The following is a 15,311-nucleotide window of genomic DNA, read 5'->3' as shown; positions in this document are numbered from 1 at the left end:
ACTTTTATATATAATTAATTTAATTGTTTGTTAAATTTATATCAATCAATGCTATGAATATTTCTTTATACCTTATTGTAACAAAAAAATATTGGAAATGTTGAATTTTCAGAATATTATTTTTATTATATTATTAATTTTATATATTCATTTTTATAAGATTTCACAACATGAACGTAATATAATATATCTTCCTCATCTTCTGAAAAGATTATACTAATTCCATTCATGTTACTTATAATCTTATTTTGGTAAATCGAATTTTTCAATTATATGTTCGGCAACCTTTATCCCGTCAACAGCCGCTGATATTATACCACCTGCAAATCCTGCTCCTTCTCCAGTTGGATAAAGTCCGCATACATTTATACTTTCAAGTGAAGCATTTCTATTCAATCTAACTGGTGCTGATGTTCTTGTCTCTATTCCAGTTAAAATTGCATCTTCTCTTGCATACCCTTTTATCTTTTTATCAAAATTTATAATTCCTTCTTTAAGAGCCTCTACAACATAATCAGGTAGACACTCTTTTAATTCCCTAAATTCATACCCTGCAGTATAACTCGGGATGACCGCCCCCAACTTAGTTGACACTCTATCTTTCATGAAGTCTCCTACTAATTGAACAGGTGCTTTATAATTTCCACCACCTAGCTTAAATGCTAAACTTTCATAATGCCTTTGAAATTCCATTCCTCTAAGGGGTGAACTTCCTTTAAAATCTTCTGGAGAGACAGTCACCACTAGTGCTGAATTCGCATTATCTAAATCCCTTGCGTGATAACTCATACCATTAGACACAAGTCTTCCTTCTTCTGATGCTGCCGCAACCACTACTCCACCAGGGCACATGCAAAATGAATATACACCTCTTTTTAGCTTTTCACTTTGATATGTAAGTCTATAATCTGCCGCATGTAATTTAGGATGATCATGATTGTTGCCATATTGGTTAACATTTATTAATTCTTGTGGATGTTCAATCCTTACCCCTATTGCAAATGCCTTTGCATCCATTGATACATTTTCTCTATATAACATTTCATATGTATCTCTTGAACTATGTCCGATAGCTAGCACTAAAGCCTCACATGTAATATTCTTTCCATTGACAACTATGCTCTCTAACTTTCCATCTTTATATGTTATTTTCTCTAACTTAGAATTAAAGTTAACCTCTCCTCCAAGTCTCTTTATTTCTTCTCTGATATTCTTAACCACACCTTTTAAAAGATCTGTTCCAACATGAGCTTTGCTCTCATATTTAATTTCTGCTGGCGCCCCCGCCTTTATTAGTTCATCAAGAACAAATGAACACCTGTGATCTTTAATTCTTGTAGTTAATTTTCCATCAGAAAATGCACCTGCTCCCCCTTCTCCAAATTGAACATTTGATTCTAAATTAAGACGTCCATCCTTCCAAAACTTTTCCACAGTTTCAGTTCTTTTATCTACATCTTCCCCACGTTCATACACAATTGGTTTATATCCATACCTTGCTAATGTTAATGCTGCAAAAATTCCTGCTGGCCCAAATCCTACAACTACTGGTCTTGCTTTAATTTCTTCGGTACCACTTTTTATTGACTCAATTTCTCTAATTTCTTCAAAACTTATATCCTTATCATGTATTCTTGATAGTAACATTTTCTCCTTTTTACAAAATACATTAACGCTAAAGCTTACTTTTATATCATTCTTTTTTCTTGCATCTATACTTCTCTTGATTATATCTAATCTGCTGATATCTTCTTTTGACATATTAAGCTTTTTACATATTTTTTTCTCTAAAACATTTAAATCATCGTCTAAACTCAGATTTATATTATTTATTCTTATAGCCACAGACTTATCACCATATCCTTTCAACAAACAATCTATAATTATATATCTATTCAATCAAACTTCATATTTTATTTATTATTTCCCATCCTACCTTACTGCAAACTAATTCAAAGAAATTATATCATAAAAAATCACAGTATTAACAAATTAATTAATACTGTGATTTTATTATTATCCTTTTTTCTTTATTGTTACACTAACAGTTCCAACATCTGATACTGTTACATTATTAGCATTAACAAGTGTTGCCTGAGGTGTGTAATCAAAAATACCTTCTTCTTTTACATTAGCTAAATCTAGTATTACACTTATATTTTGTGAACTTATCTTATCTAATGCTTCTTGTGTACCTGATAATTTTACATTGGATACTAAACTTTGATTTGTAACCAAAAATATATCACTTAAATTCTTGTACTGAACATTACATTCTATATTTTTAGTTGTATTCTCTTCCTTCTTTAATTTAAATTTAGCCTTAATTGATGCTTCTCCATCACTTATCGAAATACCTTCTGGCAAGTTAAGTTTGACATCGACTTCACTATCAGGCTGCAATGACGACATGTCCACGGCCTCTGTATCTATTGACTCCAACTTATTTAAAACCTGACTATCGCCTAATACAGTTACATTATTTTTACTTAATTCATACCCATCTAAAACAAATCCTTGAGGTACATTTCCCGTAGTCTTTACATTAACTGGCACTGTCTTCCCATTCGTAACCGTAATTGATAGCTTTGCAGTTTTTATATTAGATTCAATATTGCTAACTGCATTTCCAAATGAGTCTATAAATTGTATATTATAATCACCTTGCTTATTTTTATCTACATCTTTTTCTTCGCCAGTCAGAATAGCTTCAGTAACCTTATCTACGGAACTTTTCCCCCCTGTTATTGTTACGGTCTTAGGATTTATATTTTGCTCTTTTTCATAAATATTCTCTTTATAAGTTACTTTTACTTTTGAGCTTATCGTAAGTTCCTTTTGAGTCAATTCCTCTAGGTTAACTTTTATACCTAACATCCCATTATTCTTTATAGTTATATTTTCAGGATAACTCGTTATTTGGACTGGTATTGTATTTTCCCCTACTTTAAGTGCATAAGCCGACATATCAGCTACAATCTTAAAATCTTCTTTCTTCACCTTTAATATTTCACTTGATGGCCCCTCTAATTTTAAATCCACCGTAAATGGCTGTTTATTTACAATTGCGAATTTTGAATCTACTAAGGAATCCTCATTAGTTAATTCTACTGGTATTCCTTTTAATTCATAAGTCCTAAGTGGGTTCTCAACATTCGAGATATATAGCCACAGAACCACTGATAACAGTAAACAAATAATTTTAACAATTAACGTTCCGTTTTCACTTTTATCCATGACCTCACCTTCTCTCCCGCCGTTTTAACTCTTTTCTGGTTTCTATTTTCTACTACCTTCGTTAGTATAAGCTTTAATCTATCTTTATCATAACCTCTTGTAATTTTTCCATTGATCGCTAGCGATACTACACCAGTTTCTTCAGATACGATTATAACTAGCGCATCAGATACTTCTGATAAACCTATCGCTGCCCTATGCCTTGTTCCTAATTTCTTATTTATAGAATTATTACTAGTAAGCGGTAAAACGCATCCAGATGCCAAAATTCTATTATTTCTTATTATTGTTGCTCCATCATGTAGAGGAGTATTAACAACAAATATATTTTCCAAAAGATTCGAGGTGATTTTGGCATCTAATACTGTTCCTGCACCAATTAATTCATTTAAACCTGTACTTTGCTCCATTACAATTAGAGCTCCTGTTTTGCTTTCCGCTAAGTTTTGTACAGCAATTGTAATTTCATTAATCATAGTATTAAAATCTTCTCTATTATTAAGATAATGATCATCGAAAGCACTTCTTCCCAAATGTTCTAAAGCCCTTCTAATCTCCGGTTGAAAAATTATAACTACAGATAATACCCCGATGGTTAATGTCTTATTTAATATAAAATATAACATATCTAACTTTAATAAATAACTGATTGGAATAAGTGCTATAATTAATACTATTCCCTTTAATAATTGTTCTGCCCTTGTTTCCTTTATTAACATATATCCTTTATAAAATATATAGGACACTACTAGTATATCTAATATGGACCATATCGATATATTAGAAAAGCTTTTTATTAACATTGTTAAAAGTTCTTGCAAATTTCTTCTCACCTCTTTTTCTCTCACAATAAAATTATACAACAAATACTATGATATTAGATATAAAGAGAATTATTATTTTCTTACTTTTTAATTATTTTTATAGTAATTTTTTATTACTATTAATTAATTATAGTTTATATCGTTATAAAATCCTATAAATGATTATACGAATAAATAGTGTATATAATTACTTTCTTTGGCAATAATATTATTTGTTGCATTATACCGAAGGAGGTTTTTTATGAAAAAGACATATAGTATTTTTGTAACTGCGTTAATACTATATCTTTCCGTTATTAATATGAATCCAGCATTCGCATCTAATTTAGCTGGATCTCATGGTGAAATTAAGACTACTTATGAAAATCCAAAAATGAAAGTAAACTACTTAAGTGCTAATATAAACAATTCTCAGTCTGATGAGAAAAACAACGAAGTTTTAGAAGTTTTCAAACATGATACTCAACAATTATATATAACGGGTGAAGATATAGATCTAATGGCAAAACTTGTATCTGCTGAAAGTGGTGGTGAACCATATGCTGGAAAGGTTGCTGTAGCTTCTGTAGTATTAAATCGTACTATTGATCCTCATTTTCCAAATACTATTAGAGAAGTTATATTCCAAAAAAATGCCTTTTCATGCGTTAAGAATGGTAAAATAACTGCTAATCCAGATCAAGATTGCTATAATGCAGTATACGATGCGATTAGGGGCGCTGATCCAACAAATGATGCCTTATTTTTCTATAATCCGGCTACCGCAACATGTCATTGGATGAAAGAAACACAAAAAGTAAACGAAAAAATTATAGGGCATCACACTTTTTTCAAAGTAAAAGTGTAGCCTCTATATATTGATTTAAAAATAATGGGTTATATCAAATAAAAATGATATAACCCATCTCTTATTGCAATTACTTTTCAAAAAATCCTTTTACAATCACTTCTCCATTCTCCATCATTTTCTTTCCATTTGCAAAAACCATTTCTATATCTAAAGATTTTTCGTCCACTATCAATAAATCCGCATCTTTTCCTGACTCAATTGCGCCCTTATTAGCTAATTTCATGATTGCTGCAACGTTCGATGTTACTACTTTAATAGCGTCTTCAATTGGCACATTTTGTTCAGTAATTGCATATTTAATTTCCCTATATAATGTTGAAACTGAGCAAATTTCATATCCTTCTAACTTTCCGTCCTTATCAAATTTCTCCATGCTTCCATTTCCATCTGAAGTGAAAGTTATATGATCTATAGGTAATTTTTCATCTAAGTATTTTTTTAATCCTTCACCAGCTCTAAGTTCACCTTCTCCTAAATTCTCTAGGTCACAGCTAGTTGTTAAATCAATGAAACCACCTCTTTTAACATACTCTAAACCTTCCTTAAATAGCTTACCGTTTCTATTGATATGAGTCGGCAATAACTGAGTCTCAGGAATTTCTGTCTTATCTAGCAATTCAAATAAATAATTTAATTTCCTGTTTCCTTCACCTAAATGTATATTAACAATTCCACATTTATTTGATAGAAGACCTCCAACTCTACTTTCTGCTACTGCATTTGCAAATACTTCAAAGGTTTGCTGAGAACTTCTATGATCTGAAATAGCTATTTCCCCTATTCCGATTATTTCTTCAATCAACATTAAATCGCTCTTAATTGAGTCTGTTACAGTCTTAACAGGCAGCTCATATGAACCAGTAAAACAGTATGCAGACATGCCATCTTGTTTTAGTGCTTTCACCTTTGCTATCAATGATTTCATGCTTCTGCATGTTCCATCTGTTCCTATACATCCTACAACCGTGGTTATTCCTGCCTTAACCAAGCTAGATAATGGCATTTCAGGAGTTCTTGTGTTATATCCACCTTCGCCTCCAGCACCTATAATGTGAACATGACCGTCTATAAACCCTGGAAAAAGTAATTTATTTCTTCCATCAATAACCTCAACATCTATCGGAGCAATTTTAATATTAAGATTTTCATATATCCCTTCTATTTTGCCCCCGACTATCACAACATCTTTTATTCCAAGGTGTTTAGGTGCATACACGTTACATCCTTTAATTATTGAAATCATATTCTCACCTATCCTTTATTTTAAATAAATACTCTAAATCATCACATCTAATAATAAAATGCCGATTATGTGATTATCTTTTCCTAATAGATATATTAATATGACAGTAATTTGCTTTTAAATTAAGAAGAATAAGTAATTTTAAATTTGAAACTTATTTCTTATTCCTTAATTATATTTTTTATATTATTATTAGCATACATTGAATCTGGATAATTATTTATTAGTATACTTGCATACTGCTTACTCTTATCCTTATTTATAGAACTGTTTAATAATGCCAGATCATAGAGTGCTTCTTCTACATATACACCATTAGGATACTGACTATAATATTCCTCATATTGCTTTACAGCTGCAGAGTTGTCAGATAGCTTTGAAGAGCTGCTGGCTCTATAAAATAATATATGTTCTTTTAAACTATTCCCTTCGCAGTATGCATACGCTTTATCTAAAAAAACTTTAGCATCTGAATATTTATTTTCATTAAAACTCTTTAATCCATTTTCATAAAATCTTGAAACTCCTTGATCTTTTATTAAATCAATAGCTTGCTTATATACTCCTTGATCATCACTACTTATAGATTCCTGTTTAATATCCTTTATTTGTTCATATATACCATCTAAATCATTATTATTTATTAATGCTATCATCTTATCCTTATTAAATTTAATATTATCATGTTCCTCTTTTACTTCTTCCTTTAATGTCTCTGGAGTGGATTCTTTATTATCCTTTTCCTCATATGTATCAGCTTCTTTATTAATATCGCTTTTATCTTTCGTTGTTTCTTCAACAGTATTATTTAAACTCTTATATTTTGATACAGCTGTATATCCACCCACTACAATAGCGGCCACTATAACCATAATTATTATTCCAAATAACCCCTTTGAGGAGTTTCTTTCCTCTATAAATGTTCCACTGTCTTTCAATTCTTTCTCGATTTTTTTTGCTGTAATTGCATTCTTATCGATATTTAGTACTTTCTCTGCATATTCTCTTGCTCTGTAGAAATCACCTTTCCTTTGATAGCACATAGCAATTCCAGTATTCACCTTAATAGCATTAAAATCACTTTCCGCACATCTCATAAATATATTTAATGCTTTATCAACCTTTAACTGCTTTAATGCTTGTTCTCCCTGCCTATATAACTCTAATCTCTTTCTATCTAAAACAGAATCATTTATGTAACTTTTTGCAATATCATCATTATTTAAATCACTATTCATCTTCCATACTGTAACTGCTTCTTCTAAATTACCCTTTTGATATAATAAGAGCCCTTTAAAGTTCAATACATTTGGGTTATCCAAACCTTCTAGTAATATATCTTCACATATTTCTAAAGCTTTATCTATTTGTCCCATCTCATAGTAACTCATAGCTTTATCATGAGCCCTTTTAACCTTTTTATTCATAAAATTCCCCTTTGTAATTTTTAATGCAATATGTTTTACCGATTCATAATATATATTATATCGCACTCAATTATAATAATTAAATATAAAAATTAAAGCTACCTCAATTAATTTTGAGATAGCCTTAATTATATAAACGATATATTATTCTTGTTCTAACATTATCTTTTTAGCATTTAAGATTGATGTAGCACTCATTGAGAATTCATCTAATCCATATTCAACTAATGTTGGGATAGCTGCTTCATCTCCAGCCATTTCTCCACACATTCCAACCCATTTACCATGTTTATGAGCTCCATCAATAGTCATCTTTATTAATCTTAATACTGCTGGATGCATTGGATTATAAAGATATGAAACTTTTTCGCTCATTCTATCAGCTGCTAATGTGTATTGAATTAAGTCATTAGTTCCTATTGAGAAGAAATCAACATGTTTAGCTAATTCATCTGCATAAACTGCTGCTGCTGGAATTTCAACCATTATACCCCATTGGATCTTTTCTGAGTATTCTTTTCCTTCAGCTTTTAATTCTGCCTTACATTCTTCAACAACTTCTCTTGCTTGCTCAAATTCTTCTAATCCAGAAATCATTGGGAACATAACTGCAAGATTTCCATATATAGAAGCTCTAAGCAATGCTCTTAACTGAACTTTAAATATATCTTTTCTATCTAAACAAAGTCTTATTGCTCTATATCCTAAGAATGGATTCATTTCTTCTGGTAATGGTAAATATGGAAGCGTTTTATCTCCTCCGATATCTAAAGTTCTTATAACAACTTGCTTACCTTCCATTTTTTCAAGAACAAATTTATATGATTCATATTGTTCGTCTTCTGTTGGAGCACTATCTCTATCCATGTATAAAAACTCTGTTCTGAATAATCCAACACCGTCTCCACCATTTGCTAAAACACCTAGTACATCTTCTGGTTTACCAATGTTTCCGCAAACTTCTATTCTTCTACCTGATTTAGTAGTTGTTTTAACATCTATTAATTTCTTTAATTCTTCTTGTTCTGCTTGGAATTTTGCTTTTTTCTCTCTATATTCTGCTAAAACTTCTTCTGATGGATTTATAATAACATCTCCTGTTATTCCATCAACTATAACTGCATCTCCTGTTTTAACAGCTGTAGTTATATCACCTAATCCAAGTACTGCTGGAATTTCTAAAGTTCTAGCCATTATAGCTGCATGTGAAGTTCTTCCACCTATATTAGTTATAAATCCAACAACCTTAGTTCTATCTAATCCTGCTGTATCAGATGGAGTTAAATCATGAGCTACAACTACTGTATTTTCTTCAGTAATTGCAAAAGAATCTCCGCCCTTACCTGCAAAATTTGATAATATTCTCTTAGATACATCTTTAATATCAGCAGCTCTTTCTCTCATATATTCATTATCCATAGATTCAAATATAGCAACAAAAGTATTTGCAACACTCTCAATAGCCTTTAATCCATTTATACTATTATTTTCAATTTCCATCATCATTGCTCCAGTAAATTCTGGGTCATCTAATAATGTAATGTGTGCTTCAAATACAGCTGCCTTCTCTGCACCCATTTCTTTTTCTGCCTTATCTTTAATAGCTTCTAATTGTACTTTAGAATCATCTAATGCTTTTTGCATTTTTGCTTTTTCTGCATCTATATCTGCAATTTTACTGTCATTTATAATGATTTCCTCATGCTCTTGTAAAAATACTTTTCCTATTGCATATCCTTTAGAAGCAGCAATACCTTTTTTCATAATATGGAACTCCTCCTTGATTGTAAATTTCATTTATTAAGTAAGTATTTCTTACATTAATTCGTGTATTTGCAAGTTTTATTTTAAGTATAAACCTTTTCTATTATAACATAATTCACAAAAAAATTAACTTAAATTTAATCGTTTTTTATGATTTTTACTAAAAAAAGTATCTCTCCATTTATCTATTACCATCTATTCCCTATTATTTTTATATTTTATAAATCATCAATCAAAGTTGTCACTTTTGCATACGCTGTAGATCTTGCTTCGAAGAAATCAGTTTTAACAGAATTTGCATTTGATAGAGTATCTACCCATGAAGCTGGATTCTTATCTTGTTCTTTGAATAATGGCAATAAATTTATTTCTTTCAATCTTTTATTTCCTAAATATTTTATATAATTTTCAATTAATTGCTTATTTATCCCTTGTATCTTATCTCCTATAACATAATGTCCCCATAAAATTTCTTGTTCTACACCAATCTTCATCATATTTCTTAATTCATTTTTTACTTCTTCAGTAAATAGTTCCGGATTTTCATTTTGTAGCTCTTTTATAATATTTCTAAAAAGCCACAGATGAGTATTTTCATCCCTATTTATATACCTAATTTCTTGTGCTGACCCTGGCATTTTACCATTTCTCTCCAGGTTATAGAAGAACATAAATCCAGAATAAAAATATATACCTTCTAATATATAATTAGCCATAAGTGTTCTTAATAAATTGTATTCCGTTGGATTCTCTATAAATTCATTGTATAAGTCTCCTATGAATTTATTTCTTTTCAAGAGTATCTCATCATCTTTCCATTGATATAATATTTCATTCCTTTTTTCAGGAGAACATATGCTATCAAGCATGTAGCTATAGCTTTGCGAATGTACTGCTTCTTGAAAACTTTGAATTGTTAAACACAGATTTATCTCACTTGCTGTAATATAATTATTTATATTACTTAAGTTTGCTGTTTGTATAGAATCTAGAAATATTAAGAATGACAATATCTTATCATATGCAATTCTTTCTTCTTCTAATAGGTTTTGATAATCCTTTAAATCTTGTGAAAGATTTACTTCCTCCGGTATCCAAAAATTATTCATTCCTTGCCTATACCAGTCTGAAACCCAGCTATATTTCATATTATTAAAATCATTTAAATTTGTAGTATTACCGTTTATAATTCTCTTTTTACTGATTTCTCTATCTCCCAACTCATTAAAAAGAGGTTTTTTATTTATAGTCATATCTGCACTCCTATTCTCTAAGCATTATATAGCTAACATGTGTTAGTTATATAGCAATTAATTCTAAAAATTTTATATCTAAATATATCATAATTATTCATATATTTTATTTTTCATAAGTTCAAATAACCAAGTAGTATCAAAGAACTAAATTAACTTGAGAACTCAAATATAAAATTTGAGTTCTCGTTTATCAATCTCACTATGTATAACCCCTAATACTAAGTATTGATACATAGATTATAAAGTACACTTACGCTGAACAAGTTTCACATTCTGTCACTTCTAATGATTTTGATCTGACATAATATATAGATTTAACACCACATTTACATGCCTCTATATATAAGTTCATTATTTGCCTCATTGTATAGCTACTCGTTATATAAAGATTAAAGGATTGACCTTGATCTATATGCCTTTGACGTATTCCATTCATTTTAACACACCACATTTGTTCTATATTATAAGCCGAATTATAATACCAATAATTATCTTCTGATAGATTTGGTGCAGTCTTAGGAATTATACTTCCCTTTTTTTCTTCTAAATAGAATCTTGCCATAATAGGATCAATTCCTTCTGTTGTTCCTGCAATTGTTGCCGTCGAGCCATTTGGTGCTACTGAAATTAAATATCCATTTCTAGTTCCAAATTCATGAACTAGCTCCTTTAGTTCATTCCATTTAGCGCTATTGTAGTTTCTTAATCTGAAATACTCTCCAGTATCCCAATCAGATCCCTTAAACAATTCATAGAATCCCTTTTCTTTTGATATGTTCATACTGGCTTTTATAGCATAGTAGTTTATCTTCTCATAAATTTTATCCACAAAACTTTTATGTTCTTCTTCCGTCCAATGTATCTTATTGTTAACAAGCATATGATGATATCCACTAGTTCCAAGACCTATTGCCCTATACTTTTTGTTCGTAATCTCAGCAAAAGGAACTGAATAATAGTTTAAGTCAATTACATTATCCATTGCTCTAATCTGAGTTTCAACAACATATTCTACTTCTTCATCATTACATACATCTATATTTCCAAGTACTACTGATGAAAGATTACATACAACAAAATCTCCTGGTATTATTTTCTCAACCACAGCATATTCATCTTTATCACTAAGAATTTGACTTTTTTGTATCTTCATCGGACTCATATTCTGCATAATTTCAGTACATAAATTTGATGAATATATCATTCCGTTATGCTTATTAGGATTCATTTTATTTGTCATATCTCTATAAAATGCGAATGGTGCTCCTGTTTCAACTGCACTCTTTATGATTAATCTCACTAAATCTTTTACTGACATTACTCTTTTCTCTATTCGCTCATCGCTTACACATTCATAATACTTTTCTTCCCATTGCTCTCCATAAAAGTCTTCTAATGCATATCCTTTAATGTTCTTAATCTCATGTGGACACATCATATACCAATTGGCATCTATATCATTTTCAGCAAGCCTCCAAAATAGATCTGGATAGCATATACCTGGAAATACGTCATGTGCCTTTTTCCTATCATCCCCATTATTAGTCCTTATTTGAAGAAACTCAGGAATATCCTTATGCCATGCATCTAACCATATTGCCACCGAGCCATTTCTCACACCTAACTGATCTACAGCTATTGCTGTATCGTTAAATAATTTAACCCACGGTATTACCCCTCCAGATGCTCCCTTAAATCCTCTGATTGGTGAACCTAATGCTCTAATTTTTCCCATATATATACCCATTCCACCACCAAATTTAGATACTTTAGCGAAATTATCAAGGGATTTATAGATTCCCTCTAAACTATCTTCCACTGAATCTATAAAGCATGAACTTAATTGATAAAATGGCTTTCGTGCATTAGACATTGTTGGAGTTGCCATAGTGGCTTTTAATGAACTAAGTACATCATAGAATCTCTTTGCCCAATATACTCTATTTTCTTCTTTCTCTGGAATTGCAAGATGCATAGCTATTCCCATAAACATTTGCTGAGGAAGCTCTATAGGGCTTCTATTATAATCTTGAACTAAATATCTACTTGCCAAAAGATTAATTCCACTATAATTAAATAGAAAATCCCTTTCTGGCTTTATATCCTTCTCCAGTTCTAAAATATCATCTCTTGAGTAATTCTTTAAAATATATTCTCCATAAAGACCTCTTTCAGTTAGAGATTCAATAAATTCGTAATAATCCTGGTATAAATTCTTATCATCCTCTAAATTTCTAGAGCTTCTAACTCTATCATAAAGTTCATATGTATACGCCCTAGCTGCTACATATTGCCAATTAGGCTCCATATCTGTAGTTAATTCCAGAGCTACTTGTATCAATGAATTTCTTATTTCTCTTTTATTCATATCTTTTCTTATAATTGGATTTAAAGCATCTAATAGTTTATCTTCTGTATAAAGTCCCTCATTATCTTTAATTGCATTAATAGCATCTTTGCATAATTCACTCAAAAGCGACATTCAATTATCTCTCCCTACTACATATTGTGTTTTTTGTATGTAATTTAATTTTTCTATACAACATATCGTATATTATAATTGTTAACATCATAATTGTAAAACCTTAAAATTTATAGATATATATGAAAAAAGTAGCTAATCTTTAGTTTTCTATAGATTAACTACCTAATTGATAAAATTTATTTATTAATATTTTTTATCCCTTATTTATTGGAAGCATAAGATAAATTTTAAACATATCTCCTTCTTTTTTTATTTTAACTTCTCCACCATGAAGTTCAACTATACTCTTTGTGATTGCTAGACCTAATCCCGAACCTTCTACTTTAGAATTTCTAGACTTATCTCCTCTTGCAAATCTTTCAAACATTTCGTCTTCATTAAAATCCATTTCGTAATTAGCAATATTTTTCACGCCGACATTAACATAATCACCATCTATTTTTACATTAATATAAACCCTAGTATTACTCATTGAATACTTTAGTGCATTAATTATTATATTTTCTAAGGCTCTTGACATCATCTTTCCATCAAGTTCCATATATACAGCATCTTCTTCACTTGTTACTTTAAAGGAAATATTTTTTTCCTCATATAAAGTACTGTATTCACCTATACCTTGATGTATTAATGATAGTATGTCTATTAACTCTCTATTTAACTTAATTTTCCCACTATTGATTTTTGACATTTCAAATAAATCTTCAATTAATACTTTTAATTTTAGCGACTTTCTCTCTAATATTAATAAGTATTCTTCTCTTTCTTCCTCCGTTATATCACTATTCTTTAGTATGTTAACATAATTTATAATTGATGTTAAAGGCGTCTTTAAGTCATGCGATACATTCGATATTAATTCTGTTTTCAGTTTCTCATTGTGGACACCATCTTCTAATATTTCCTTATATCCCGCTTTTATTAAGTTAATATTTTTTGCAAGCTCTTTTATCGCAGGCGATCCATCCAATTTAATATCATCTTGCAAATTTCCTTCACTAACTCTTCTGAGTGCATCATTTACGACTATTATGTCTAGAGTCTTCTTTAATGCATACATCATAGTGAAAAATAATATTATAATAACAAATACACTTCCTTTAAACGGATACGTTTGAAAAAACTTCACAAATATATTATTTTCATATCCTCCAGTAGCCAGAAAATATAAATATGCAATTAACAATATCAATGCTAATGCAATGGATATTATTAATTTGCTCCTTGTTTCTTTATAATGAAATCCATTTTTAATTACAAAAATCACATTATTAACAAAATCAGATTGTATTCTAGGTGAATTTTGATTCTTTTTCAATATGAAAATAATCTTTGTAATAAACGCCACATATATGGCAGCTAAGAAAATTAGTCCTCTTAAATCACTTTTAATTCTATTAACTGCTAAGCTGTGTTGCGACCTATTGATCTGTATATAATCACCCAATGCTGAAAGTAAAAATAATGTTATCAATGCTACAATTATTATATCTACTAAATAGATGCTACTAAAATATAGCTTAATCTTCCTTTTCAATCTTGTATCCAATCCCCCACACCACCTTGATATATTCAGGCTCTTTTGTGTTTATTTCAATTTTTTCTCTTATTCTCCTAATATGTACGGTTACTGTATTTTCACTTTTGTAAAATATCTCTTCCCACACGTTTTCGTATATCTCTTTAATAGAAAATACTTTTCCTAAGTTTGATGCTAGCAAATATAATATTTTGTATTCTGTAGCTGTTACCTTAACATCTTCCCCTCGCAAAGTAATCTTTTTTGCAATGGTATCTATTACTAAATCTTTAACTTTAATTATATCCTTACCCTCTTCTACATTTAGAGGTTTCTCATACCTTCTTAATTGAGATTTAACTCTTGCTACCAATTCTAAGTGGTTAAATGGTTTAGTTATATAATCATCCGCCCCTACATTTAATCCTAATATTTTATCTGAATCTTCGCCTTTTGCAGATAACATTATTATAGGTAAGTTTTGACTTTCTCTTATCTTTAAACAAGTACGTATCCCATCAAATCTAGGCATCATTATATCTAGTATAATTAAATGTATTTTTTCTTTTTCAAGAATATCTAAAGCTTCCAATCCATCCTCAGCCTTAAATACTTTTAAATTTTCGCCTCTTAAATATATTTCAATTGCATCTCGTATTTCCTTTTCGTCATCAACTACTAATACATTGAACATACAAATTCCTCC

11 protein-coding genes are annotated in these 15,311 nt (G+C 30.0%); 1 reads left to right on the top strand and 10 read right to left on the bottom strand.

Translation table 11 applies throughout. The features are described 5' to 3' along the window. Positions 1-243: 243 nt before the first annotated feature. From L3B96_RS19060 to cdaA, 3 genes are all read right to left on the bottom strand, one after another. On the bottom strand, positions 244-1,845 hold the full coding sequence (locus L3B96_RS19060; RefSeq protein WP_238948296.1) for an FAD-dependent protein: 1,602 nt from the start codon (positions 1,843-1,845) through the stop codon (positions 244-246). Positions 1,846-2,016: 171 nt separating this feature from the next. Continuing rightward, positions 2,017-3,237, bottom strand: coding sequence for a CdaR family protein (locus L3B96_RS19055; RefSeq protein WP_238948289.1), 1,221 nt, complete (start codon positions 3,235-3,237; stop codon positions 2,017-2,019). Beyond that, positions 3,210-4,058 carry a diadenylate cyclase CdaA gene (gene cdaA, locus L3B96_RS19050; protein ID WP_011967552.1) on the bottom strand — a complete coding sequence of 283 codons (849 nt, stop codon included), beginning with the start codon at positions 4,056-4,058 and terminating at the stop codon, positions 3,210-3,212. The genes L3B96_RS19055 and cdaA overlap by 28 nt, the downstream gene beginning before the upstream one ends. 244 nt (positions 4,059-4,302) lie before the next feature. On the opposite strand from cdaA, the gene L3B96_RS19045 reads away from it, so the two are divergent. After that, positions 4,303-4,908 carry a cell wall hydrolase gene (locus L3B96_RS19045; RefSeq protein WP_011967551.1) on the top strand — a complete coding sequence of 202 codons (606 nt, stop codon included), beginning with the start codon at positions 4,303-4,305 and terminating at the stop codon, positions 4,906-4,908. A 70-nt stretch (positions 4,909-4,978) separates the two neighbouring features. On the opposite strand, the gene iadA is transcribed toward L3B96_RS19045, so the two are convergent. The 7 genes from iadA to L3B96_RS19010 form a co-directional block, all read right to left on the bottom strand. Beyond that, positions 4,979-6,154, bottom strand: coding sequence for a beta-aspartyl-peptidase (gene iadA, locus L3B96_RS19040; RefSeq protein WP_238948288.1), 1,176 nt, complete (start codon positions 6,152-6,154; stop codon positions 4,979-4,981). 161 nt (positions 6,155-6,315) lie between these two features. Further along, the gene (locus L3B96_RS19035; protein ID WP_238948287.1) at positions 6,316-7,581 is read right to left on the bottom strand and encodes a tetratricopeptide repeat protein; all 1,266 of its coding nucleotides are present in this window, start codon (positions 7,579-7,581) and stop codon (positions 6,316-6,318) included. Between the two features lie 144 nt (positions 7,582-7,725). Next, positions 7,726-9,345 (bottom strand): phosphoenolpyruvate--protein phosphotransferase, encoded by a 1,620-nt coding sequence (ptsP, locus tag L3B96_RS19030; RefSeq protein WP_011967548.1) that lies wholly within the window; start codon positions 9,343-9,345, stop codon positions 7,726-7,728. 218 nt (positions 9,346-9,563) lie between these two features. Further along, positions 9,564-10,598 (bottom strand): ribonucleotide-diphosphate reductase subunit beta, encoded by a 1,035-nt coding sequence (locus L3B96_RS19025; protein WP_077829711.1) that lies wholly within the window; start codon positions 10,596-10,598, stop codon positions 9,564-9,566. Between the two features lie 253 nt (positions 10,599-10,851). Continuing rightward, entirely contained in the window at positions 10,852-13,083 is a 2,232-nt protein-coding gene (locus L3B96_RS19020) for a ribonucleoside-diphosphate reductase subunit alpha (RefSeq protein WP_238948286.1), read from the bottom strand. A gap of 196 nt (positions 13,084-13,279) precedes the next feature. Continuing rightward, a complete protein-coding gene (locus L3B96_RS19015) occupies positions 13,280-14,635 on the bottom strand; it encodes a HAMP domain-containing sensor histidine kinase (protein WP_023974807.1) in 1,356 nt (451 codons plus the stop codon). Next, positions 14,607-15,299 carry a response regulator transcription factor gene (locus L3B96_RS19010; protein WP_238948285.1) on the bottom strand — a complete coding sequence of 231 codons (693 nt, stop codon included), beginning with the start codon at positions 15,297-15,299 and terminating at the stop codon, positions 14,607-14,609. The genes L3B96_RS19015 and L3B96_RS19010 overlap by 29 nt, the downstream gene beginning before the upstream one ends. Positions 15,300-15,311 lie beyond the last annotated feature (12 nt).

The sequence above is a fragment of the Clostridium sp. YIM B02569 genome (assembly GCF_022320765.1).
Taxonomy (GTDB): domain Bacteria; phylum Bacillota; class Clostridia; order Clostridiales; family Clostridiaceae; genus Clostridium; species Clostridium beijerinckii.
This window is presented reverse-complemented; position numbering and strand designations above follow the sequence as displayed.